Annotated in this window: 21 protein-coding genes and 1 tRNA gene; 9 read left to right on the top strand and 13 right to left on the bottom strand. The window is 51.1% G+C overall.

Going from position 1 to position 24,495, the window contains the following annotated elements; all coding sequences use genetic code 11:
• The first annotated feature begins 348 nt into the window (after window positions 1-348).
• Window positions 349-1,809 (top strand): T9SS type A sorting domain-containing protein, encoded by a 1,461-nt coding sequence (locus tag ABIK47_04940; protein ID MEO0019967.1) that lies wholly within the window; start codon window positions 349-351, stop codon window positions 1,807-1,809.
• Between the two features lie 54 nt (window positions 1,810-1,863).
• Here the strand turns inward: ABIK47_04940 and ABIK47_04935 are convergent, their stop codons facing one another.
• Both ABIK47_04935 and ABIK47_04930 read right to left on the bottom strand, forming a co-directional pair.
• On the bottom strand, window positions 1,864-5,010 hold the full coding sequence (locus ABIK47_04935) for a hypothetical protein (protein ID MEO0019966.1): 3,147 nt from the start codon (window positions 5,008-5,010) through the stop codon (window positions 1,864-1,866).
• 87 nt (window positions 5,011-5,097) lie between these two features.
• Complete coding sequence (locus tag ABIK47_04930; protein MEO0019965.1) at window positions 5,098-5,913, bottom strand: hypothetical protein; 816 nt, start codon at window positions 5,911-5,913, stop codon at window positions 5,098-5,100.
• Window positions 5,914-6,003: 90 nt separating this feature from the next.
• On the opposite strand from ABIK47_04930, the gene ABIK47_04925 reads away from it, so the two are divergent.
• The 4 genes from ABIK47_04925 to ABIK47_04910 are packed head-to-tail and all read left to right on the top strand — an operon-like array spanning window position 6,004 to window position 9,290.
• Complete coding sequence (locus tag ABIK47_04925; protein MEO0019964.1) at window positions 6,004-7,086, top strand: fibronectin type III domain-containing protein; 1,083 nt, start codon at window positions 6,004-6,006, stop codon at window positions 7,084-7,086.
• Window positions 7,087-7,090: 4 nt separating this feature from the next.
• Window positions 7,091-7,756 (top strand): hypothetical protein, encoded by a 666-nt coding sequence (locus ABIK47_04920; GenBank protein MEO0019963.1) that lies wholly within the window; start codon window positions 7,091-7,093, stop codon window positions 7,754-7,756.
• Window positions 7,753-8,649 carry a hypothetical protein gene (locus ABIK47_04915; protein MEO0019962.1) on the top strand — a complete coding sequence of 299 codons (897 nt, stop codon included), beginning with the start codon at window positions 7,753-7,755 and terminating at the stop codon, window positions 8,647-8,649. Before ABIK47_04920 ends, ABIK47_04915 begins: the two co-directional genes overlap by 4 nt.
• Window positions 8,646-9,290: a hypothetical protein gene (locus ABIK47_04910; GenBank protein MEO0019961.1), complete on the top strand. Its 645-nt coding sequence runs from the start codon at window positions 8,646-8,648 to the stop codon at window positions 9,288-9,290. The genes ABIK47_04915 and ABIK47_04910 overlap by 4 nt, the downstream gene beginning before the upstream one ends.
• A gap of 25 nt (window positions 9,291-9,315) precedes the next feature.
• Here the strand turns inward: ABIK47_04910 and ABIK47_04905 are convergent, their stop codons facing one another.
• The 7 genes from ABIK47_04905 to ABIK47_04875 all read right to left on the bottom strand — a co-directional run bounded on the left by ABIK47_04905 (window position 9,316) and on the right by ABIK47_04875 (window position 15,593).
• A complete protein-coding gene (locus ABIK47_04905) occupies window positions 9,316-9,438 on the bottom strand; it encodes a hypothetical protein (GenBank protein ID MEO0019960.1) in 123 nt (40 codons plus the stop codon).
• Window positions 9,439-9,705: 267 nt separating this feature from the next.
• Window positions 9,706-10,227 carry a Spy/CpxP family protein refolding chaperone gene (locus ABIK47_04900; GenBank protein MEO0019959.1) on the bottom strand — a complete coding sequence of 174 codons (522 nt, stop codon included), beginning with the start codon at window positions 10,225-10,227 and terminating at the stop codon, window positions 9,706-9,708.
• 12 nt (window positions 10,228-10,239) lie between these two features.
• A complete protein-coding gene (locus ABIK47_04895; GenBank protein MEO0019958.1) occupies window positions 10,240-10,719 on the bottom strand; it encodes a hypothetical protein in 480 nt (159 codons plus the stop codon).
• Window positions 10,719-11,144, bottom strand: coding sequence for a zf-HC2 domain-containing protein (locus tag ABIK47_04890; protein MEO0019957.1), 426 nt, complete (start codon window positions 11,142-11,144; stop codon window positions 10,719-10,721). Before ABIK47_04890 ends, ABIK47_04895 begins: the two co-directional genes overlap by 1 nt.
• 37 nt (window positions 11,145-11,181) lie before the next feature.
• Window positions 11,182-11,724 (bottom strand): sigma-70 family RNA polymerase sigma factor, encoded by a 543-nt coding sequence (locus ABIK47_04885; GenBank protein ID MEO0019956.1) that lies wholly within the window; start codon window positions 11,722-11,724, stop codon window positions 11,182-11,184.
• 6 nt (window positions 11,725-11,730) lie between these two features.
• A complete protein-coding gene (locus tag ABIK47_04880) occupies window positions 11,731-14,682 on the bottom strand; it encodes a CapA family protein (protein MEO0019955.1) in 2,952 nt (983 codons plus the stop codon).
• Window positions 14,683-14,783: 101 nt separating this feature from the next.
• A complete protein-coding gene (locus tag ABIK47_04875) occupies window positions 14,784-15,593 on the bottom strand; it encodes a GNAT family N-acetyltransferase (GenBank protein ID MEO0019954.1) in 810 nt (269 codons plus the stop codon).
• Between the two features lie 334 nt (window positions 15,594-15,927).
• Here ABIK47_04875 and cysS point away from each other — a divergent pair, with 334 nt between their 5' ends.
• The 3 genes from cysS (at window position 15,928) to sppA (ending at window position 18,311) form a co-directional block, all read left to right on the top strand.
• The gene (gene cysS, locus ABIK47_04870; protein ID MEO0019953.1) at window positions 15,928-17,310 is read left to right on the top strand and encodes a cysteine--tRNA ligase; all 1,383 of its coding nucleotides are present in this window, start codon (window positions 15,928-15,930) and stop codon (window positions 17,308-17,310) included.
• 36 nt (window positions 17,311-17,346) lie between these two features.
• Window positions 17,347-17,419: transfer RNA gene (locus tag ABIK47_04865), tRNA-Ile, on the top strand.
• Between the two features lie 13 nt (window positions 17,420-17,432).
• Window positions 17,433-18,311, top strand: coding sequence for a signal peptide peptidase SppA (sppA, locus tag ABIK47_04860; GenBank protein MEO0019952.1), 879 nt, complete (start codon window positions 17,433-17,435; stop codon window positions 18,309-18,311).
• A gap of 4 nt (window positions 18,312-18,315) precedes the next feature.
• Here the strand turns inward: sppA and ABIK47_04855 are convergent, their stop codons facing one another.
• The 4 genes from ABIK47_04855 to ABIK47_04840 are packed head-to-tail and all read right to left on the bottom strand — an operon-like array spanning window position 18,316 to window position 23,956.
• Window positions 18,316-18,690, bottom strand: a complete 375-nt coding sequence (locus tag ABIK47_04855; GenBank protein ID MEO0019951.1) for a hypothetical protein — start codon at window positions 18,688-18,690, stop codon at window positions 18,316-18,318.
• Between the two features lie 58 nt (window positions 18,691-18,748).
• Window positions 18,749-19,120, bottom strand: coding sequence for a hypothetical protein (locus tag ABIK47_04850; GenBank protein MEO0019950.1), 372 nt, complete (start codon window positions 19,118-19,120; stop codon window positions 18,749-18,751).
• A gap of 9 nt (window positions 19,121-19,129) precedes the next feature.
• Window positions 19,130-22,162: a preprotein translocase subunit SecA gene (gene secA / locus ABIK47_04845; protein ID MEO0019949.1), complete on the bottom strand. Its 3,033-nt coding sequence runs from the start codon at window positions 22,160-22,162 to the stop codon at window positions 19,130-19,132.
• Between the two features lie 48 nt (window positions 22,163-22,210).
• Window positions 22,211-23,956, bottom strand: a complete 1,746-nt coding sequence (locus tag ABIK47_04840) for a HEAT repeat domain-containing protein (GenBank protein ID MEO0019948.1) — start codon at window positions 23,954-23,956, stop codon at window positions 22,211-22,213.
• Between the two features lie 350 nt (window positions 23,957-24,306).
• Here ABIK47_04840 and ABIK47_04835 point away from each other — a divergent pair.
• Window positions 24,307-24,495: hypothetical protein (locus tag ABIK47_04835; protein MEO0019947.1), on the top strand; the 189-nt coding region annotated here is incomplete at its 3' end.

Here is a 24,495-nt window from a genome sequence, read left to right as displayed (position 1 = left end):
AAACCACCAAGGGGGTAATCCCCGGCGTGGGGTCTGAAAAAGTGATAAATTCGGCTAAGTTATTTATCTTTCAAACTTAACCTGATTTTTCCCGAAATCCCCTTGTATACCTATAAGTATACAAACCCACCTATCCAAAACCCCATTTTTCCCCTTGACTTTTCAGGATTCTGGTGTATAATTAATATGCGGGTGGGCAGGAGAGAAATATAAGGAAAAGCGAGAGGCAAAGAAAGGGAAAGAATAGCAAAAAGGAGGACAAAGATGAAAGCAATTTGCCTTTATTTTCTTCTGAAATCGGGCGGTGAGACAAAGACCAGAAAACTGGTCTTGGTAGGGAGGTAAAAGATGCGTTACCTTTTGCTTCTATCGCTTTTTCTTTTTGTCCCCGTCACTTTCTCCCAGCAGCGATGGGAAAGAACATATGGCAGAGTGTCTTGTGATGCGGGTTTCTCAGCCCAGCAGACCTCTGACGGTGGCTACATCGTTGCGGGCTGGACTTACTCCGTTCCTCCATTTATTGCCTATGCTGTCTATCTTGTGAAGACCGACTCTTTTGGTGATACAATCTGGACAAGATGTTTGGGAAATCAATTTGTGAATATGGGATTCTCAGTTCAGCAGACAGCTGATGGCGGCTACATCGTTGCCGGGTACACAGGTCCTGGATACGTAGGACCTTATGATTTTTATCTTGTGAAGACCGACTCTTTTGGTGACACAATCTGGACAAGGACATATGGGGGAACAGAGGATGATATGGGGTCTTCGGTTCAACAGACCTTTGATGGCGGCTTCATCATCGCCGGAGGAACATCGTCATTTGGCGCAGGAGGGTATGATTTTTATCTTGTGAAGACCGACTCTTTTGGTGACACAATCTGGACAAGGACATATGGCGGAGAGGAAGCGGATGTTGGTTATTCGGTGCAGCAGACCACCGATGGCGGTTACATCATCGCCGGGGGAACAAGGTCTTTTGGCGCAGGAGGGGTTGATGTCTATCTTGTGAAGACCGACTCTTTTGGTGACACAATCTGGACAAGGACATATGGCGGAGAGGAAGATGATGATGCTCGCTCAGTGCAACAGACCACCGATGGCGGCTATATCGTTGCGGGCTGGACTTATTCCTTCAGCACAGGTGACTCTGCTGATGTGTATCTTATCAAGACCGATGCCAATGGCGACACTATCTGGACAAGGACATATGGTGGAGAAAAGAACGTGTGTGGCTACGGGGTTCAGCAGACCGCTGATGGTGGTTATATCATCGCAGGCTGGACTGGTATCTTCAGCACAGGTGACTCTGCTGATGTGTATCTTATCAAGACCGATGCCAATGGTGACACCATCTGGACAAGAACATATGGTAGTGCGTCCATACATGATTTGGGTTTCTCGGTTCAGCAGACCGCTGATGGTGGTTATATCATCGCCGGGCGCACATACACAGCTGGCGCCGGTGATGTCTATCTTATTAAGACCGACTCGTTGGGCTTGGTTTCTACCGGTGTGGAGGAACAAAGAACCAAGCCTCTGCCGAATCTCTTGCTTGATGTCTCACCCAACCCGTTCACCAAAACCGCAACCATCCGCTATCAACTTCCCTCTGCCACTCCTGTCCGCATTCTTGCGTTTGACATCACCGGCAGAACCGTTGCCACTCTCTTTGACCAGAACCAGCCTGCAGGCACTCACCAACTAATCTGGCAACCAAAAGGTCTTGCTCAGGGTATCTACTTCATCAAACTGCAACTGCCCGGTTTTATTACAACTGAACGCTGCCTGTATTTAAATCAGGAATAATCAGGAGGTGCATCCTTCGTTTCTCATCCATTAATCACCCCGATTCTATAAAAACTAAAAATAGGCGCGCAGCTGCAGGGAAAAATTGTGCTGAGCCGGTTTTTCCTTTCGGTCGGTAAAACTGTATCTGCCGCTGAGGGTGAAGATTTCACTTAAAAGATGCTCAAGTTCCAGCGTAGCCGCTGGCACCCGGCCCAAGGGCTGGGTCAAATCAACATCAAAGGGAAGATAACTGACATCAGCCCAGCGAAAGGTCATCCCGGCTTGGGTCCTTAACCTTGTGCCTTTGCCTAAAAACCAGTTCCTTGCCAGCCAGGCTTCGGTGGAGTTGAGATTGAATTTGCCCAGTTCCGGATAGGAAAATGGCTCGGCAATCTTTTTCAAGCCAATTGCCAGCCCTGTTTCCAGACGCAAGGTTGTGCCGATAACCGGCATAAAAGAGAAAAGCCAGCCCCTTTCCTCATAATCAATTTCACCAGAACTAAACCTGCGCAAAATATCAGCCCTTTCCGCACGCAGTTGCATCTCAATCTCAGGAATGCGCTCACTTCTCAGTTCTAAAAACTCCTGATTCCTGCTTGTCCGTTTGCCGGTGATGCGCAGGGTCCGGTCAAGGTTGAAATCACCTGAGGCACCAAGAGTTAGTTCAATGTTCTTAGTTCCTGGCTTTTCCGAACCCAGAGCCCCGAAACCCAAACTATGAACTATCAGGTTAAAACTGCCCGCCTCACTCAAAAGACCGGTATCAGCAGATTGCCTGTTATAGGCGAATGAACCAGAAAAATCAACCGGCTCAAAACCGGTGAATGAGCCTGAGCCATTAAGGGAAAAATCCCTTGCTGCGGCAAACCTGCCCAGATAAACCACCAACCGTTCATAGTCACCATCAGGGTCATAAACATAGCCACCGGTAATTGTGTCCAGGCGATAAGAGCCCTTGCCCGGTCCGACATAGCGAAACTGCTCATCCTTCAACTGCACCTGCCGATAGGACTGGTTCAAATCCAGACCAAGCCGCAAGCCGGAAAAGGGTGAGGAGGTTGCGTTCAATGTCCCGAAAAACCTCTGCCAGTTGTTTTCACTGGTATTTGTGTAACTTCTTCCCTGAAATCCGGCGATTCCTGAAAGACGCAAAATCTCCTTTAACTCTTGATTCAGTTCTAACTGGATACTCTGCGCTCTCCCTTTGTCCTGCCAGGCATCTAAGGTTGATGCCCTTCCGTCAAACATTGTCAGTTGCCCAGTCAGTCCCAGATCAAAACCAGCGCCTGGCTTCACCTTTCCACCTGCCAGATAGGTCCGGTTCAACTCCTTTTCTTTAACCTCCTGATTCCAACCGGCGCGGGGATAAAACCAGCCAATAGCCGGGGTAATCTCAGTATTTAAGGAACTGAAAGAGCCTGCCTTAAAACCTTCCAAACTGAACCAAGAGACCTGCAGGCTACCGCCAAGCCGGTTTATTGTTGTATCATCAAACCTCTGCAACCTGCCCAACTCGGTTTTCAACGCTAATATTTCTATTGGTTTTACCTGGAATAAAATCTCATCAAAATAATGTGCCTGCTCCCTTTTCGTTCCTGCCCAGCGATAGGAAAAGTCTATCTCAGGCGTGGCCCCAGGGAGGTTGAAATTTTGCTGTCTTGCCTGGTGACGAAATGACATCCCCAAGGGGCTCTTTTCCCAGTTAACACCAAAAGCAACCGCATTGGCATCTATCGCCGGTATATCTTTCGCAAAAAGGTTGACATTGTTGCGCCGGAAAGCACCTTCCAAAAATGCACCCAGCCCCTGGTAATTGAACCCGCCTTTGCCATAGGCAATGTCATCCTCTTTGGGCAAGGTAACTTTGAAACTGTCAACATAATTACCCATTCCCGGACCAACATAACGAAAGGCAATCAGGCTGTCGTCATAAACATAGGCACCCTGGGAATCACCTTTGAGGGTAAACCTTACCCGGTAATCACCTTTGCCCCTACCGGCAAACCGGTAATGTCCGTTCTCAAGGAGATAGTCACCGTTGCCCAAACCAACAAACTCGCCACCTGGTAGCCAGGCACGGCTGGTGTCATTACCTATCGTTTTTAGGAACTCCTTCTGCTCTGCGGTCAGGTCCTCACTCAGCATCGCTTGAGGATTGTCCTTCTCCTGAAAGAAACTCAAAGCCAGTTCAAAAGGAGCCGGCTGAATCCTTACCTCGCCACTGAAACCCTGCCGCTGATATTCAAAGGTGACAAACTGGAACTCCGCCTCAATTCTTTTGCGACTGGTGATGATATGACGGTTGGTGAAATATAGTTCGCCGGTTGAGTAGTCAATTGTGTAATCGGCATCCCAGCCCCTTGTCATTTTTCTGCCATCAAGATAAACCTGTTCAGTTCCCGGAACAATCTCTGCCCACCTGCCATCCGGTGCCAAAAGATACGGTCCCTGAACACCGTCAATCCCTGTTAGCGTAACCCTGCCAAACTCACCCCTTGGCTGGGCATATCCTGCCGACCCAGAGAAGATACCCTTTTCTCCTTTTAGCACTCCACCAAGCGCGCGCCGGTTGAGTGTGCCCAGACCTCCTGCATTTGCGCTAAGTTCAACATCACCAAAAACTCCTTGCCATCCCTTACCGCGCACATTTATCAAAATCCGGTCAAGTTCCTCCAATTCCAGGGTTGTTCCCTCGGGCGCAATCGGCGAACTCTGGTCAGAAAGTTCAGCCTCGATCTCGACATCCTCAACCCTGCCAAAGAGAGCGATTCTTGTTGCCTGGTTAATTCCTATCCCTTCGGCACTACCTATTGAAATTCCGAACGACTTGTCACCAGTAATGCGCCAAGGCGCTGATGTGTCTGAATCGGATGTATCCACCTTAAGGACAGTGACCAGCGTTTCCTCTGTTAAAACAGGTTGAGGTTGACGTCGAGGTTGAGGAGTCTTGGTTTTGTCAAAAAGCAGGCAACGGTAACGAATGTCCAATACCGTCATCTCAGGAGGTGGGACAAAAAAGACAACCTGTCCTTTTTCAGGGTCAAGATAATATTCGGACCGTTGCAACTCTTTTCCATCAGCAAGAATGGTATCACTTCCCAAGATTAGTATTGGCTGCACCTCATTTGTGTCAAATGGTTGAACCAGTTGATAAACGCCGGTTGCCCCATCCGCAATGATAACGTTGTGAAACCGCTCGCCAATCGGTTTACCGTTCATCGTTCGTAGTTCATAGTTTGAAGTTGGTGGTTTGAACCAAGAACTAATAGCCAAGAACCAAGAACTAAATATCAAGAACCCCAGCATCTATTTGCCGGGAAGAAGATAAAAGAGAATCCGTCTGGCACCATCCAAAATAACCAAACGGTTACCGATAACTGCAAGCGCCTGGGGATTCAAAGTGCCTTGGAGTTCGTAGCCTTGAATTGTTTTGTCTGCAATCACAAATAATACCGGTTCACCCCGGCGCATAACCATCGCCCTCCCCTTGCTGTCAGCGGCAAGAAGGTTGACCTCCATCGGAAGGGTTAGCGATTCGGTGATGATTCCTGCCCGATTAACCTTCACGAGCCGGTTCCTTTCTGCAAGGATCCCGAATATCCCTTCCGGGAAAACCGCCATCGCCTTAGGGCTTTTAATCTCGGTCCGGTCAAGGAATGCTCGGCTCTCGCCAAAAAGGGACTTCAGCCAGACCATTTGCCTTTCGCCATCACTAACCAGGACCTCACCAGGTGAGAATCCAGCCAGACCCTCAACCCGAACATTGTTGAGCCAAGCAGACATCAGTAGTTTGTCCTTTGCCAGCCGGTAAAGGGTCTTGTCATCATAAACATAGATATAGTAACGGTCAGCATAAATCCCTCTGGGTCCCACAAGCCTGATGCTCAATGGTATTGTTTCAACAATCGCAAATCCACTATCATATCCTAACACCCTTGCCCCAGAACCATCCAGCATCAGAACCTTGCTGCCATCAGCACAGATATCAACAACCTCACCGTTCAGTTCTATCCCTCCTGAAGACTCCAGGAACCCTTCCACCTTAACCGGCATTATTTTACCTGTACCGCGACAGCCGATACCAAGAAGTAATATCGATAGCAAAATTGCAAATTCACGCACAATCAATTGTCTTATACCCCTCATCTTTTGTCAAGCACAGGATGGAAGGTTAGATTTGACCTGCTTATCCTTTTTAATAAAATCCAAGCGGTGCTAATATTTGCTGTTTTCTCAATTGCCCTTTCACCACCCATTGGTGTTCGGGCAAAGGATGTCCCCAATGACGAAGGGGGGAAGATCCTTGTCATCTGGGAATGCGCACCGGAACCGGAAATCATCGGCTATCGCATCCTAAGGCAAGAAGAGGGTTCAGCGGAATGGGAGACCCTTGCCTTTGTTGGGAGGCTGACCAACCGCTACACTGATGACGAAGCCAAAAACAAGGTTAAATACCGTTATCAGGTTCTCGCCTGTTCAGAAACCGAATCCGCCTGTTCTGCGCCTTCAGAATGGACATTTTGCATTCCCCAGTGGTTTGATACCACCACCTTGCCAGCTCTTGTCGGCACCCTGGTCTTGAGCGTTATCTTTGTCTATTTTCTTAACCGGGCGAAAAGGGACAAAAACCTTTTTATCAGGCGCATTGCCGGCTTAGATGCGGTAGAAGAGGCTCTTGGCAGGGCAACCGAAATGGGCAGGGCAACGCTTTACGTCCCCGGGCTCTCATCAATGGCTGATGTTGCCACCATCGCCTCCCTCAACATCTTAGGTGAGGTCGCCAAAAAGACCGCTCAGTTCGGCACACCGTTGATTGTTCCTGTGGCTGACCCGATTGTCTATACCGTTGCCCGCGAGGTTGTTAAGGAATCATACACAACTGCGGGCAGACCCGATGCCTTTCATCAGGATATTGTGTTTTTTGTCACCGACCAGCAGTTTGCCTTTGCCGCTGCGGTTGATGGGATTATGACCCGGGAGCAACCGGCAACCAACTTCCTCATCGGGATGTTCTGGGCAGAGTCATTAATCCTTGCCGAGACCGGTGCCTCAACCGGCGCCATCCAGATTGCCGGCACTGATGCCATTGCCCAGTTGCCATTCTTTATCACCGCGTGCGACTACACCCTGATTGGCGAGGAGCTTTATGCTGCCAGCGCCTATATCTCGCGCGAGCCTATCCTGTTAGGCGGAATCAAGGGCCAGGACTACTCCAAGGCGCTTATCACCATCCTCATCGTTCTCTTCACCATCCTTGCCTTAGGATTCAATCTGCCGGTTCTGAAATGGTTATAAGATTATGAAGCGGCGTATCCCTTTGCTTATCGTCCTTTTAACCGGCATCTTTGGTGCGGTTGCCTTTTTTGTACCCCATCCTGCAATTCGCGCGGCTGATGAGACGATGCGCAACGATGTCCAGCGCATCATCGCCGCATTCAGTCTGGTCCTGGGTGTTGGCTCGATTGTTCAGCACCACCTTTTAAAAATAAAACGGAAGGCGCAGTTCTATCCCTACAGTTACATCACGATTGTTGCGATGGTCATCACCGCCATTATCGGTCTGTTCGGCGGTATTGATGTTGCCCGCCCTGGGATTCTGCCAACAAAAATTGGCAGCTTCTCCTTCCATATTCAGACGGTCTACTCCAATATGATGGTGCCGCTCGCTGCCACAATGTTTTCCCTTCTTGCCTTCTTTATGTCATCGGCTGCCTATCGGGCGTTCCGCGCCCGCAACCTTGAGGCAACCCTGCTTTTGCTCGCTGCGTTTATTGTGATGCTCGGTGCGGTGCCACTGGGCAGGATAATTCACCGGCAGCTACCGGCATTCGCCGAATGGATTCTTGCGGTGCCCAACACCGCTTCTAAGAGAGGGATTCTTTTTGGTGTGGAGTTGGGTGTGCTTGCCACCTCGCTGAAAATTATCTTGGGGATTGAACGGGGCTGGCTCGGAGGCGGAAAATGAGCGCCCAGAGGGAAAATATTTTCATCCGTTTGCAAAGAATTGACCGGCGCTATATTTATTTAATACTCTTTTTGGTGATATTGATGCCGTTGATTTTCCCTTTCAAGATTCAGCCCAAACCAACCCCGCCGGTTGAACAGCTCTTTAACTACATTGACACAATGCCGGAAAACAAGGCACTGGCAATCTCGGTTGACTTCACCCCTGACACCCGCGCCGAGCTGCAGCCGATGGTTGTTGCCTTATTGCGCCATGCCTTTGCCACGAAACGCCGGGTGGGAATTCTGACGATGATGGTGTATGGTCTGGGTTTGGCTGAGGAGGCGATTCAGCAGGTTACCGCTGAGTTCAACGCCAATGCCAAAACCCATGAGGATTCGGTCATCTACGGTGAGGACTATGTGTTCTGGGGCTGGACAACGCCACTTTTGACCGTGATGCTCGGAATGGGCGAGCGCATCACCAATGTCTTTCCGGTTGATTACTACGGTAACAGGACAGAAACCCTGGCGATAATGCGTCACATCAAGAACTACGATGACATCGGTATCCTTGTTACCATCGCCGCATCCGCGCTCCCCCGCTCTTGGATTAATTATGCCCAGGTTCAGTTCGGTGTTAACTTGAGTTGCGGCATCACCGCGGTCTCGGCTGCGGACTTTTACCCCTATGTCAATTCCGGGCAGTTTATCGGTATGCTTGCCGGCATGAAGGGGGCTGCCGAATATGAGCAACTGGTTGCCGAGCGGATGAAGAAACAGGGTATGGAATGGGCATTGCGCAACCGGGGCACCGAGGCGATGTCATCCCAGACCGCAGCCCATCTTGCCATTATGGCATTTATCATCATCGGCAACATCGCCTTTTTTGCCACGAGGAGGAAAAGGAAATGAACATCTCCTCTGACCCCTGGGTCTGGATTGCCGCCATCCTCACCCTTGCCATCTTCTCATTCCTTTATAAAGAAAACCCCTTTTACCGGTTTGCCGAGCACCTGTATGTTGGCATCGCCAACGGCTATGCGATAACCTTTTACTGGCACCGCATCCTTGTGCCCAGCCTTTTTGACCGGGTTGGTGCCGCCTCAACCCCGCTCTCAACCAAAATCTGGCTTATTGCCATTGCCATTATCGGTGCGCTTTACTTCACCCGCTTCATCCCCAGAGTCTCCTGGCTCGTTCGCATCCCGATAGCGATTGTCCTGGGCTATGCCTCTGGTGCATCAATCCCACGCGCCATCTCTGGTGAAATCATCAGACAGTTAAAGGCAACCATTATCACCCGTGCCTCATTTGCCAACTGGCAGAACGGTCTCTGGGCGATAGTCATCCTCTTAGGCGTGATTGCCACTGTCAGTTACTTCTTTTTCTCCACTGAACGCAAGGGCGTGCTAAAACCATTGAGTTATGCCGGCATCATCTTCATAATGATTGGCTTTGGCGCATCATTCGGCTATACGGTGATGGCGCGCATCTCCCTCTTTATCGGCAGGCTCCAGTTTCTCTTATCCGACTGGCTCGGTCTGATAAAATAGCCCTTATTAAATTCAACATCTAACTTTACCTCAGCGCCTTTGTTGCGCTCCTGATAGTTGTGTCTGATACGATGATGGAAATTGCCATTAAGAGGGTCTGCAGGGCGGCATTCCTAACTGTTATACCAGGGATTGTTGATAGTGCCATAGAAATGGTGTGATGTGCGGATTAAGAAATCGCCCTGAGTATAAGAGAGAAAAGGCTCTGAAGGGCAGCCATAGCCAGGCATAAGGATATGCTCTTAAGGGCTTAATGGTAAGGGGTAAAGGGGACAATAAGGGGGATGGTAGGGGGGACTGTCCCCGGGATGACCCCTGGGCTGGTCACTGACCGGGCTTCTGGCACCTTATCTAACAGGAACTTTAATAAAAACCGCCCCTTGCGGGGCGGTTTGACCGAGCCGAAAGGAGGCGTCTACCTATGCGGGCAGCAATCCGGTTCCATCGGTCCCAAATGATGCCGATACATCTGCCTGAACCTTTTCTGCAGCCGCTGTCTCATACCTTTACCCGGTCCAATCCCCTGAATAAACCTCTTTCGCTGCTCTGGTGTCAGGATTTTGTAAATCTCAATCTTGTGATTGACATTTGCCAGTTCCAGTTTCGTGCGCAAATCAGCAATCTCCTTTACCTTTGCCACAATCGCCTTGGTATCAAGTTTGTCCCTCTGCCAGAGCCCAGCCAGTTCCAGTTCCTTAATCTTGATGTCGGTCTCAATCGGCATAACCTCTTTTAGGTGCTTGATACGCAAAGCCTGAATTTGCTCCTTCTGCTCATCGCTCAGGTTGGGTAATCCCATCATTCCCATTGGCGGCATCGGCAGTCCTTCGGGCTCTGATGGTTTTTGTGCTGGCTCTTGCGCAAGTAAGCCGCCAATAAAGATTATAAAAACGCTCAGTGTAAGAACCATCCCTTTACCCTTTAATGGATATTTCATTCAATCCTCCTTTTAATATTTAGGTTGCCTTATTTTCCATCTTGGCGGGCGATGTCTTGGTCCAGGAGGCGCAGGGTGATGTGGACCTTCGGTCATCTCGCACCATCGCCGCCTTAACCTTTCCCTTTCTTCAAAGGGCAAGACCATTCCGGTCTTTCTTGCGGTCTCATAGACCAAAAGGTTCATCTCCTTGTGAATCTCGCCAATGCGACCGAGCGTCTGTTCCACCGCAGCCGTTTCCGGCTCCTCCTCAAAAATCAGGCGTGCCAGTTGCTGTCTTGCCCGCCAGTATTCAATGCGCAAGGAGTCCATCCTCTTTTGGTGCTCGGTGAAAATCGGCTCCATCCGTGCTGGTGCCATCATCTTCAGCCGCCGGAAAACCCCAAGCCGTTTCTGTCTCATCCGATAGCGCCGATAGGCAAATGTGGTGATTGCTGTTAAGTTCAGTGCCAGCGATACCGCAAGGATGATATACAACCAGCGACTTCTCATCACCTGGCTCCGTCGGTGAATGCAAACAGCTCTTCAATTGAGGGTTCGGCATTGAGCGTGGCGATCTCCTGACTGATGCCGTTATTTTGGGCAAGATTGGAGCCAAGGAACAGCCCCAGCCCGATCCCAAGGAGAACCAAAACCGCCGCTCCTGCCTGATAGACAAGCCGCCTTGCCCAGACCCATTCCTTTTGATCATTCAGTTCCCTTATGCGCGCAACTGTTCGGGTGAGAAAATAGGGTGAAAGTTCGGGTACGCTCACCGAACTCAGAAGTTCTCTGTCCGCCTTAAGACCTGCAAGTTCGTTCCTGCAATCCGAACACTGGGTAAGATGAGCCTCCAAATCAAGTTTAGCCTTACCCTTCAACTCACCATCAAGGAAACTTGAGAGCATTCTTTTAACCTTGGCGCATTTCATCTTCATAAAATTAGACCCCTTTCCCTCTTTTTTCCTGCGTCTTTTATATCTTCCCCTTTTCTCTTGCCGATGCCAGAAACTGCCTCAGGTTTGCCCGGGCGCGCACCAGAAGGGAATCAACCGCGCGCACCGACCTTTTCATCACCGCGGCAATCTCCTTGTAACTCATTTCCTCATAAACAGATAGCACAATGGCGGTGCGCTGGTCAACCGGCAACCGCAAAAGCGCCTCTTTGACAACTTCCTCCCGTTGTTTCTGCCTGAAGGTCTCTTCAGGCTGGTTTGCCTCTGGTGCTGGTAGCAACTCGGTCAGTTCTTCGGTCGGCTTTTTTCTGGTTCTGAAATTTAAGGCGAGGTTCATCCCGATGCGGTAAAGCCAGGTCTTGAACCCGCTCTTACCCTTGAAGCCCTGAAGCCCCTGCCATGCCCTGACCCATGCCTCCTGGGCAAGCTCCTCAGCATCATCCCTGTTATTGACAATCCGATATATAAATGAAAAAAGCCCCTCTTGGTGGTGCTTGATTAACTCCTCAAATGCGGCTAAATCCCCCTTTTTAGCCTTTAAGACCAGTTCCTTTTCATCCATTCAGGTTTAATCTTTTCTTACCAGCACCAACTTGGCGATAAGGGGACCATTTGCTGCCTGCAGCCGGCAGAAGTATGTTCCTGCGGGTACCGCCCTGCCCTTATCATCCCTCAGGTCCCATTTGACAAAACCCGAGCCTGCCTTCTCATTTTTCTCAATCAGCCTCCTGACCAGCTGCCCTGTCGAGTTATAAATATTGAGTCTAACCCGGCCTGGCTTTGGCAGATAATATCTTATCAATGCATCCCGATGCGCTGGTACCGGCTGGATTAAAAGTTCAGAAAAGGCAAAATCAGGAACAAATCTTTGCCTTGCAATCCCGGTCTGCACCTGATAACCCACCTCTTCGTATTCAACCTCTGCCGAACTTACCGTATCCCTTTTCCTGACCTGAATAAAGGAATACTCATTCGGGCTGGTGATGGCAATTGGACCGTGAAAATTCTGCCAGTTGTCCCACTTAATCACGCCGACATCATCAAACCAGACCCTTGAAACTCCGGAGTCCGGACCCGCACTTTTCAGCCAGAGGTCAAAGTAAAGCCCGTTTGTTGGGGGCGTAATACCTCTGTGCTGAAATTGCCAGTCAAATGTGCCGTTAAGTGGAGTAGCAAGGCTGCAGGCTTTAACAGGGGTGCCGCCAACCCGGGTGGTATAGCAGTTAAGTGATAGATTGATATTTCTGCCATTTTCTGCCTTAACCCAGCCATAAACCGCCAAATCGCCTGAATCCTGGGGCAAGACCATCCGCTCCTCAAGGTTGGTGACAATTGTGCCGCTCCTTGCCTGACGCCTTTGACACAATGACCTCTGGCCGCGGAATCTCAAGGTGTCATAAAACTCATCCACCTGATTCAAGAGCCACATCGTTGCCCCCTCACTTTCCATATTGCCAAACCAGACCAAGCCCCTTCCCAATCTGAACTGCCATTCACCTGCTGGGGTGATATTTAAGAGCCTGGAAACATCACCCCAGGGGTTCAGCCGCAAAGGCGCAGACGCGAACCAGCCTGAATCCGGCTCAAGTTCAAAAGTGACCTGAAACCGTTCGGTCTCTCTATTAAGATTGAATGTATCCAGAACAACCTCTGCCTTAACGCTTTCCCGATTCACAGCCAGATAGGTGTTCATCTCCCTTGACAGACGCGCAAGATGGCGCAAAATAAAAACACCCAGCTCACCCTCTGCCCTTTTGGGAATGTAGTCGTCAATAAAAACCGGGACCAAAAGGAACCGATAAAAACCCCGGTTGTCCAAAAGACCATTCAAAATCACCGAGGGGTAGGTTTCAGGATACTCCTGGTCAAAGGCAAAATTACCCAAGGAATGGGCAATCACCTTGCCCTGATAGACCTCAATCCCCTGCAAGATATGGGGGTGATGGCAAACAATCAGGTCCGCGCCACTTTCAATAACCCTGCGCCTGACTTCTCGCTCCCCCGCGCTCGGTCTTTCTGACCAGGGGAAATACCACTCATCATCAGATTGCTCGCTGGGTGTTTCATTATACTCCTCACCGGAATGCAACTGGACAATCACAAAGTCGCTCACCGCCTTTGCCTGCCTGATTCCCTGAAAAATCCTGAAGGTGTCCTCCTCGGCAAAGCCGGGCTTGTTATAACCGGCATTGAGATAGGGCTGATAATTGTCATACTGACCGGTGCGGTCGCTATAACAGAGAAAGCCGAGGTTCTTTCCGGACTTGACGAGAAACACCGGCAGAAATGCCTCGTAGGAGTTTGCACCGGCACCTGAATATCTGATACCTGCCGAATCAAGCACCCGCTGGGTCTCTATTAGCCCTTCCAGCCCGTAGTCAATGATGTGGTTGTTTGCCAAAGAGACAACATCAATCCCGGCAAACTGAAGACCACGCACATTTGTCGGTCTGCCCCGGAAGACAATCGGCTTGGTCGGATGGGGTGTGCCGGTGTCTGTCAATGGGCATTCAAGATTGGCAACCGTGATATCCGCCCAGTCACCAAGATAGGGCTTGATCTGTTCAAAAACACCTTCAGGTCCTATGGAGTCAATTATCCCGCCGGGCAGTTCGTACCTCCTTGCCAGCATCACATCACCGACAAAGTTGAACCTCAAAGGGAAACTTGTCTGACCGGTCTCAACCCGCACCCGGCAGGAGTCCCTTCCCTTCCTTTTAGTTGAATCGCATACCTCCAAAAGCACGGTAAACTCGTGGTCATCGCTGACAAAATAGGTGTGAACCGGACAGGAGTCATTACTCGTGGAATCATCGCCAAAAGACCAGAAGTAAAGATGCCCTCTTGAATCCGGGTCGGTAACCCGGCTGTAAAAATGGACGGTGATGCTGAAACTGCCATCTCTGTTATCCCTTTTTCCCTCCTCCTCATACCAGATTTCCACAACCGGTGCTACTGGCAGGTCGGCGCTGATATTCAAAATGTCATCAAAGTATATCACCCCTTCCTGAACGCTGTCTCGGTCATTGATAAACACCAGCCTGTTAACCGCGGTCAGATGTCCGAACCTTGAGAGCCAGTCCTCGCCCACCGGCAACTGATATTTATTCCAGACGCCCAACGGAAATGCGCCCTGATAGACCGTAATCCATCTCTCTGGGTCAACCTTTTCTGAGCCGGCAAGGGAATAAAGCAGCGTCTCGCCCGAACCAATCAAACCGAACCCCTGAATCTCGCCCTTGGTCGCAACATAGGCGGCAACTTCAAAAACGGTGCCGGTGTCCAGTTCTACCGGTGCAATCTCTTTTATCTTCCAGGTATTGCCGAAAACCTTCAGGGCATAACGGGAGTTGTTATGGGTGATGAGAGAGTCAAGACACCAGGAGTCCGGTTCGCAATCCTCACCCGGAAAGGAGAAAAGTTCCAAAACACCGGACTCAAAATCCTCAATCGTATCCGCAATAACCGGCGCCTGCCCGCCAAAATTAGAGAGGGTTATTATCGCAATCAGCAGATTCATCGCCAGTTTAACTTGACAGCCACTTCAGCATATCACATCTGCAACCGGTGTCAACCATCAGAAGGATTTATTCCCTCAGAAAGCCGTTCGGGAGTCGGGCTTCAACTGTCTTTGAGCGCCGTTTTTACCTCCTCCTGAAAACCATCCTTATCAAGGACAAAGGCTTTTATCAGTTTGGCGTTGACAACACAGTCGCCATAATCGGCATTCCTTTTTCGAACAAAATCGGGCTCAAGGGAGATATCAACATAGTCAATGGGCACCTTGCTATCAACCTCCCTGATATAGCGCTCCATCCTTTTCAGGAAAAAGGGATAGGCGGCAGGGCAGTTGTTTGGACCGCAGAATATCAGAACCCTGCCCTTGTCCTCAGCCTGCCCCTGATAATTACGCGGTATTTTGGTCTTGGGCTGATAAACAAACCCCTCTTGCAAAGAGAGGAAAAGAATGTTACGGTCATCTCCCACGGGTTTAAAACCCTTATGGGTAAAGAAATCCCGGGCAGACAGTTGCCCTTCGGACTCGCCGGGAAATGGGTGAACAATCAGACCCTTTGCGGGCCTATTTTCAAACCAACGAATGGGCTTTTTCATCTCCTCAATCAGTGCCCCAAGGAGCGCATTCCCCGCACCCTTGCGCCAGAACCTTTTTTCATGGACATAGATACAGTCAATCTCAACAACCTCCTGTTCAGGCAAGGGGTGGTATTGAATCATTCCCGCCGGGGTTTCATCAATATAAGCCACCTTGGCAAAAGAGCCGATTCTCTCAAGCATCTTTACCGCCCAGGTCCTTTTCTCCTCAATACCCCTTTGCCAGTCCGGGTCATTTCTCTTTTCCTCAGGGACACACACCAGGCACAAATCAATGATATTTTCTAAGCTAACATCCTTAACTTCAACCGATGCCATTTTCCTTCACCCTTATTTTTCAGAGGAGGATAGCAACTACATCCCGATTGTCAAACAGACAGCATTTCTGCACATTGGGGATAGGGCTTGCCAGTTTTGGCAGATAAAGAGTTTAAGTTATTAACCAGCAATGGGTTGGCGGTTTGAGCCCGCTTAAATTTTCCGGAAAGGGGTAGGTCCTCCCCACCATCCCCGTAGGGGAAAGGTTGAGGCTGAGGCAGAGGTTTGGGATTTTTCGTTGACTTTTGAGCCGGTTTTCTCTAACCTTTTTTAATTATGGCAGAAACTAAATCCTTGAAATCCGGTTCGGTTTGCCTTTTGAGTGAGCGTCCAGATGAAGGTCTATAATACCCTGACAAGGCAGAAGGAGGAGTTTGTGCCGGTTGTGCCGGGCAGGGTGAAGATTTACACTTGCGGACCTACCGTTTACTGGTTTGCCCATGCTGGCAATTTCCGTGCCTATATCTTTGCCGATACCCTGCGCCGGGTTTTTGAGTATCTGGGTTTTGAGGTTCTACAGGTGATGAACATCACCGATGTCGGACATCTGACAACCGATGATGAGTCGGGTGAGGATAAACTTGAGGCGGGCGCAAGAAGGGAGGGAAGGAGACCAGAGGAGATTGCGCGGTTTTATGAGAATGCCTTTTTTACCGATGCCCAAAAGTTGAACATACTGCGACCTCATATTGTCTGTCGGGCAACCGAGCATATAAAGGACATGATTGAACTTATCAGGAGGATTGAGGCGAACGGGTTTACCTATCGGACAAAGGTTGGATTGATATTTGACACCGGTAAGTATCCTGATTACTGGCGTCTGGGCAGGTTGAACCTTGATGAGCAAAGGGCGGGTGCAAGGGTTGAGGTTGACCCGGAAAGAAGGAATCCGTCAGATTTTGCGCTGTGGATAACAAATCAGCCCAGGCATCTGATGCAGTGGGATTCGCCCTGGGGCAGGGGCTTTCCTGGCTGGCATATTGAATGTTCGGCAATGTCAATGAGGTATCTGGGTGAGGAGTTTGACATCCACACCGGCGGGATTGACCATATCCCGGTTCATCATACGAATGAGAGGGCGCAGAACTTTGCCGCAACCGGCAAGGAGGTTGTCCGCTACTGGCTGCACAACGCCTTTTTGCAGGTTGGCGAGGCAAGGATGGGCAAGTCTGAGGGCAATATCATAACAATTTCCGAACTTGAGAAACAGGGGTTTGAGCCGCTTGCCTTTCGGTATCTTTGCCTTACCGCCCATTATCGGATGCCGTTGAACTTTACCTCAGAGGCGCTCATCGCTGCGCAGAACGGGCTGAAAGGCTTGCGCGAGTTGGGGCTGAATGCCCAGGGCTGGGAGGAAAAGAGCGGTGATGATGACTGGATTCTTAGGGCAAAGGCAGATTTTAAGGCGGCGATTGAGGATGACCTGAATTTGCCCCAGGCTTTGGCGGTTGTGTGGAACTTAGTGCGGGAGGGAAATAAAAGGCAGGACAGAAGGGCGTGGGAGACACTGAAGGATTTTGACCGGGTTTTGGGGCTGGGGCTAAAGGATTTAACAGAGGCAGATGCTCCAAGAGAGGTTAAGGAACTGGCAGAGAGAAGGGAGATGGCAAGGAGGGCAAAGAACTGGAAACTGGCAGACGAGTTGCGCAATGAGATTTTCAAGCGGGGCTGGATTATTGAGGATACCAAGGATGGGTGGCGGTTAAAGCGTGCTTGACTTGGGGCTGGGTTTGTGCTATTATTAAGACTGAATGGGCCCTTAGCTCAGGTGGTAGAGCACTGTGCTGATAACGCAGGGGCCAGTGGTTCGAGTCCACTAGGGCCCATTTTGTCTTTACTATGAATCGCCGGACGCTGATTTTTGTCATCATTGTGGCGGTGCTGGTTACTTTAATAACCAGCCTGCTGACCGTGGGCTTATTTGTTGCCGGTCTGAAAGAGGATTTCCCTTCACCAGGGGGCAGGGCGCTGGGCTACATCACCATTGAAGGCACGATTACCGATTCCAGGGAGACGGTGCGGCAGTTGCGCGCAATGGCAAAGAACCCCTTGGTAAAAGGGATTTTAATCCGGGTGGAAAGCCCTGGTGGCGGGGTAACCGCAGCCCATGAGATTTATTCAGAAATCAAGCGCATCCGCACCCAGGGCAAGCCGGTGGTGGTGTCAATGGGGACGGTGGCGGCTTCGGGCGGTTATTATGTCTCCACCCCGGCAAATTTGATTGTCGCCAATCCCGGAACCTTGACCGGTTCAATCGGGGTGGTTATGGAGTTGCCGATTATCCGTGGTCTTTTGGATAAAATCGGGATGAAGGTGGAGGTGATAAAGTCAAAAGAGGCAAAGGATATCGGTTCGCCTTTTCGGGAAATGACCGAAACCGACCGGCGGCTTTTGCAGGGGGTGGTGAGTGATGTCTATGAGCAGTTTCTTGAGGTTGTCAGCAAGGAGCGGCAGATACCGCTTGACAGTTTGGAGAAGATTGCCGATGGCAGGATTATGACCGGCAGGCAGGCAAGGGAGTTCGGGCTGGTTGACAGCCTGGGGACACTTGAAGATGCCAAGCGCATCTTAGCCGAGATGTGCGGTATCAAGGGCGAGCCCCGGTTGATAAAACCGCGACCGAGACTGCCATACATTTGGCGCAGATTTTTTGAGGAGGCAAGTGAGCGCCTTTTCGGCGCAATAGAGTTCCCGAGGATTTCTTACCGCTGGTTTTGACGCCTCAGCCAGTTGGCTTGGTGGCGGCGCGGAGAAGCCGGCGGCATTTGGTCAAGAGCGAATGAGCCTCTCTTAAGTTCGCTTCAACATCGCGGATATTTTCCGACTGTTTTGCCTTTTCTATCAGTGTGCGCGCATCGTTCAGGTTTGTTTCTGCCTGGCTGAGCAATTCGGCATTGGCTGGTGGTAAAGGGACGGCACGCGCCTGAGCCAGTTTGGCGGTAAGTTCGTTTATCGTCTTTTCATCCCGTTCAATCTGAAGCCTCAGGTCGTTGATAGTGACCTTTTTCTGGGGAGTTTTGCCGCTGAGAACAAGAAAGATAACCCCGGCGACAACTACAACCCCAACAACTGCCCAGATAATAAACCGCAGTTTCATTAAAACTCCTTTTGGGGCCTGCCCGACTTGGGCAAGCCCCATTATTCATATTAAGCGACTATTCTCCTTTGATTGCTATTCTCTTCAGTCTCCGCAGTTCAGCAATGTAGTCAACAATCTCATCCCTTTTTTGAGTAAGCTCGTCTGGGTCGGTCAATTTCTGGAACTCCTCAATATCGGTCCTTACCTTCTGCAGGATTTCCTGCCCGCGAGCAGCGTTTTCCCCGGATAAGCGGGAGATGTAAGGGGTGAGTTTATCAATCTCCCTTGTCCACCGAGCGACGTCTTTGGGGATGTCCTCAACTTCCACAACCCGCTTACCCAGTTTTGACTCCTGCTGACGGGTCCGAATTATCCAGACCCCAAGGACAATAACGGCAACGCCGAGAATCACATATAGTATGATTCTACCTGTCGGGATTTTTGCCATTGTTCCTCCTTATCTGTTTATTATGGTTTTACTGTCTGCCGGCGGATTTTGTGCTGAACCAACCCGGCCGCAACAGTGTTTGTATTTTTTACCTGAGCCACAAGGGCAGGGTTCGTTTCTCCCCACCTTTGGTGTTTGGCGCCGAACCGGTGTTGCTGCTGAAGTTGACGATACCGGCTTTGCCTCACCGGTTGTTGCCTCGGGTTTGTAGGCACGCACCCTTGCCGGGCTGCGCGGGCTGAGCCGGTCCTCGCCACTCCGGGGGTCAACCCGGAAGAGAATCCTCAGTGCATTTTGATAAAACTCCTGCATCGTCTCACTGAAGAGCCGGAATGACTCCTGTTTGTATTCAACCAAAGGGTCCTTCTGACCGTATGCCTGCAAGCCAATGCCTTCTCTAATGATGTCAAGCTGATGGAGATGGTCGCGCCAGGCTTCGTCAATAGTATGAAGAAATACCCGGCGACACCATTCCGGAAATCTTTCACTACCGATTTCTTGTGCCAGTTCCTGATAGCGCTGACGGGCAAGGTGGGTGAGCCGCTCTTTGAGTTCTTCGCGGTCAAAATCAGCTCGCTGTTCGTCGGTGACGACGATGTCGGCAAGAAAGGTCTTGAGCAACTCGGCGCGCAAACCCTCCCAATCCCAATCAAGCGGATTGCGACTGTCACCGGTAAAGCGCTGAAGGAGTTGTTCAAGAAACGGTTCGAGGATTTCCTCAAATACCTTTGTGAGGTCCGGCTCTTTTAAGATGGTGTCACGCAGGGAATAAACAACCTCACGTTGCCGATTCATAACATCGTCGTATTCGAGAAGGTGGCGCCGAATTTCAGCATTGCGAATCTCAACCCGTTTCTGGGCGTTGGCGATGACCTTGGTGACCAGGCGGTTTTCAACCGGTTCATCCTCCTTTGATGCCCAGCGGTCCATAATTGCTGCCATGCGGTCGCTGCCAAAAAGGCGCAAGAGGTCATCCTCAAAGGAGAGGAAGAAACGGGACGAACCCGGGTCGCCCTGCCTGCCCGAGCGACCGCGTAACTGGTCGTCAATGCGGCGTGCCTCGTGCCGTTCGGTACCAATAACATAAAGTCCGCAGGGCACCTCTTGATAACACCTCCCCGGCTGTTCCTCCCAGTAGGCGCATTTGCCATCACCGGAGATAAGGTAGCAGCGTTCGCCCTTGACAACACCTTTGCCCAATTTTATGTCGGTGCCGCGTCCGGCCATATTGGTGGCGATGGTTACCGCGCCCGGCTCGCCGGCATGGGCGATAATCTGGCTCTCCGCCTCGTGGTTTTTCGCATTGAGAATGGCGTAGCGGATGCCAGTCGGTCGTAAGAGCCGGTCGAGCTCTTCTGAAGCCTGGACCGAGGTGGTGCCAACGAGAATCGGTCTGCCCAATTTGTGCCATTTGACGATTTCGTTAACCACCGCCTGATACTTTGCCTTGCGGGTGCGGAAGACCACATCCGGATAGTCAATTCGGCGCACCGGCGCATTGGTTGGGATTTCAATCGCCTCAAGTTTATAGACATTGTAAAGTTCGGCAGCAATACTCATGGCGGTGCCAGACATACCGGCAAGTTTTTTATACATGCGGAAGTAGTTCTGGAGGGTGATGGTGCCAAATGTCTGGGTTTCCTCGCGCACCTGGACCTGCTCCTTTGCCTCCAGCGCCTCGTGCAGACCGTCGGAAAAACGCCTCCCCGGCATCAGCCTGCCGGTGAACTCATCAACAATCACCACCTGGCCGTCAGGGGTAACAACATAGTCAACATCCTTTTCAAAAAGGGCATAGGCTTTTAATAACGCAGCGATATTGGCAAGCCTTTCGCTCTTTTCCGCATACTGGCGATAGGTTTCCTCCTTGTGCCGGGCGCGTTCCTGCGGAGTGAGGCTTGGGTCAACATCCCATTTTGCCAGTTCGGTGCTGAGGTCGGGTAATATGAAGAAGTTGGGGTCGTGAGGTGAAAGGGCAGCGCGGCCTTTTTCGGTCAGGTCAACCGAGTGGTCGCGCTCATCAATGACAAAGAAAAGTTCCGCATCAATCTCGTGCAGCCTTTTGTCCCGGCGGAGGATGCCATCTGCCTGGTCAATCGCCCTTTTCACCCCCTCCTCCTGCTGAACCCGCAGGAGCCTTTTATTTTTCGGTGACCCACGCAGCGCCTGGAGGAACTTTACCGCGGCTTCAAAGGTCTTGCCCTGCCGATAGAGCCTCTGCCCCTCTTCAACGATTCGGTCAACCAGCCGGTCCTGCTCACGGAAAAGGCGGCTTACCAAAGGGACGAGCTCCTGAAGTTGCTTCTGCTTGGAGAAGCCGACAGGACCGGAGATGATTAAAGGGGTACGCGCCTCGTCAACCAGAATGATGTCAACCTCATCAATGATGGCATAGTGGTGACCGCGTTGAACCTTGTCCTCCCATCTGAGCACCATGTTGTCGCGCAGGTAGTCAAACCCGAATTCGTTGTTGGTGCCATAGGTGATGTCGCAGGCGTATTGTGGTCTACGTTCATCTGGCGTCATTCCCGCCTGAATGTAGCCAACGGTCAAGCCCAAGGATTCGTAAATCGGTCCCATCCACTCCCGGTCACGCCGCGCCAGGTAGTCGTTGACCGTAACCAGATGGCAGCCCTTTTTCTCAAGGGCGTTGAGATATAAGGGCATTGTTGCCACCAGGGTCTTGCCCTCACCGGTCTTCATCTCCGCAACCTTGCCTTCATGGAGGACAATTGCGCCGATTAACTGGACATCAAACGGCACCATATCCCAGGTGATTTCCTGGTTGGTCACGGTCCAGCGTTTACCAACAAGCCGGCGGCACGCCTCCTTAACCAAAGCAAATGCCTCGGGTAGAATGTCGTCAAGCGGTTCGCCATCCTTGATGCGGCTGATAAACTCCTCGGTCTTTTTCGGTAAATCGGCATCAGCGAGCGCATGATAGGTTTCGTAGATCGCATTTATTTCTGCCACCTTTTCCCGGAGGCGCCTGACCTCGCGCTCGCTCTTGGATGGTATTAACCGCTTCAGGACATCAAGCATGCAACTTAATTTTAACAGCGAATAAATTGCTTGTAAAGTGAAAAATCATCAGGTAAGACGGCGGAGCGCATTTTCCATTTCTCTAAGAACATCTTTGAAGCCTTCGCGGGTGATGGCGGTTTGCAGTGCGGGCACCGCCTCTGGGCTGCCAATATCACCGAGCGCCTTTGCCGCTGCCTTGCGCACATCCTGGTTGGAATCGGAGAGCGCAATGCATAACTCCTTTACCGCCTCCTGGGCGCGGATTCTGCCCAAAACTTTAACCGCCTCCAGCCTGATTTCGGGGCGCAGGTCACGCAGCCGGGGGAGAAGGCATTCCACCGCCGGTTTGCCCGCAGCAATAAGCGCCCCCCACTCCTGTTTTGCGCAGAGGAACTGGAGCCTGGTTTTGGGCTCGGTTGGGATTTTGCCCTGGGCGATGAGCGCCTCAGCCGCTGCCTTGCGCACCGCCGCATCCTCGTCACTGAGCGCCTTGATAAGCGCAGAGGTTGCTGTCTCACTGGCAGTGAAGTTTAAACCGAGCGCTTTGGCGGCATATTCGCGGGCGTTGGGGTTGGGTTCGGTTAAAAGTATCTGGGCAAGTTTTTCGCCGGCATCAGGATAGGTTTTCGGGTTAAGGGCACCTGCAGCCGCATCTCTGACCTCAAGGTCGCCGTCGCGCAGGGCAAAAAGCAGCCTTTCCATAGCCGCCTGCCGCGCTGATTCAGGTGTATTTTCTGGCAGACGGGCAAGGGATTGGGCAGCATTGACCCTGACCTCCATCTCCAAATCATCAAGCGCCTTTATAAGCAGGTTTACCGCCTTTTCCGGTTGGAGGGGCAAGAGTCTTTGTTGAGTCGCCTTTACCGCGGCAATTTTCAGTTCCGCGGGCTCTTCGCTGCCGGAAAATAGTTCAAGAAAGCGAACAAGGGCTGCCTTTGGGTCAATCTCGGTCAGGCGCTCAAGCGCCTTTGCCTGCAAAGATGTCAGCCCTTCTTCGGCAAGCCGGGGCTCAACAAGGTCCTGCAGTTCGCTTTTGTCACTGATCTGGCTGATGAGTTTTTCCAGTTCCTTTTCCGCCTGCCTGCGCTCCTTTTCGTTGTCGCTCAGTTTTGCCTGGGCAAGATAGTAGTTGAGACCCTGAAGGGTTGTTTTTGGCTGCCACTGACACCGTTCAAGCGCCTGTAATGTTAGAACCCTTTCCTGCGGCTGGGGTGCACAGAGCCGCGCAATCAGGTTCTCTGTGCCTTCGGGTGATTTTATCTGGGCAAGGGCATCCAGACAGGTTGAATAAAGTTCATAAAGCCGCAACAGGGATTTGAGGTGCTGACGGAAATCCTGGTCAATAATATTTAATACCGCGCGCAGTTCCGCCTGGCGCTCATCAATCTCCTCGGGCCGAGCCTGCTTTCGCCTTAAATTGGCAATTTCCCTTTCATAAGGTGCAACCCGGCGTGCCTGAACTGTAACCCTTATTCCATTGACAACCCGGGCAACAGGACCGAGTGCGGCTTCTGCCTTTTCCCAGGAGAAGTCGGCATCATCAGGCAAAGGTTTGATCTGTGCAGGTGGTGCGGGCAGACGCAAAAGGACATCAAAGATGAAATCAATGTCAGCGGTTGTGCCTGATTGTGCCCGGCTGGTGATATGCTCCTTTGCCGCACCTATCTCCGCTTCAAGCCGAACCGCGAAGTCCTGCAGTTTGTCGGCAAGTTCCGGGCGGTTGAGGTCAACGGTTTCAAAAAGATGCCAGATGGAGAGGAGTCCAAGCAGTTTTGCGCCCGGCTCCTTGCGACCGAAAAGCCACTTCATCATTTTTAAGATTACCAACAGTTTTGCCAAAATCAAGGCGGGGTGTTCGGCATTGACCAATTGCCCAGTTCCCAATTAGGAATTCGTCCTTGATATAGCCCCAGCCGGGGTGGTGGGGAGGACCTACCCTTAAAACCATAAACCAGAAACTAAAAACTAATTAACCTTTTGCCAGTATGTGATTTAGCAAAACGGAGCGCCAAAGTCTAAGAACCTGCCCGTTAATTTTCCCAAGATTCTGGCTCTTAATGAGAGGGAGACATTCGCGATTGCTCATTTCCCCTCCCCGTCATTCCGAGCCTGTCGAGGAATCCCCTTTTCTATTTTTGCAAAACTTGACAGAAGGGTTTAAAATGGTACAGTTAGATGCTGCTCAAGTTCAGCCAACTCGGGCAGCGAGGGCTGTTAGGTTAAAACAAAAGGAGGTCAAAATGACCCGCTACCACCGGTTTACCCGTCGTGGCCTGCATGACTTTCGACTCGGGAAAAAATCGGGACCGAACCATGATGGGAACCACGCCCGAACAGGCCGCCGAACAACT

The organism is candidate division WOR-3 bacterium (genome assembly GCA_039801245.1).
Lineage (GTDB): Bacteria > Hydrothermota > Tepidihabitantia > Tepidihabitantales > Tepidihabitantaceae > JAOABP01.
The sequence above is the reverse complement of the archived record's forward strand: the minus strand, read 5'-3'. Positions and strand labels throughout refer to the sequence as shown.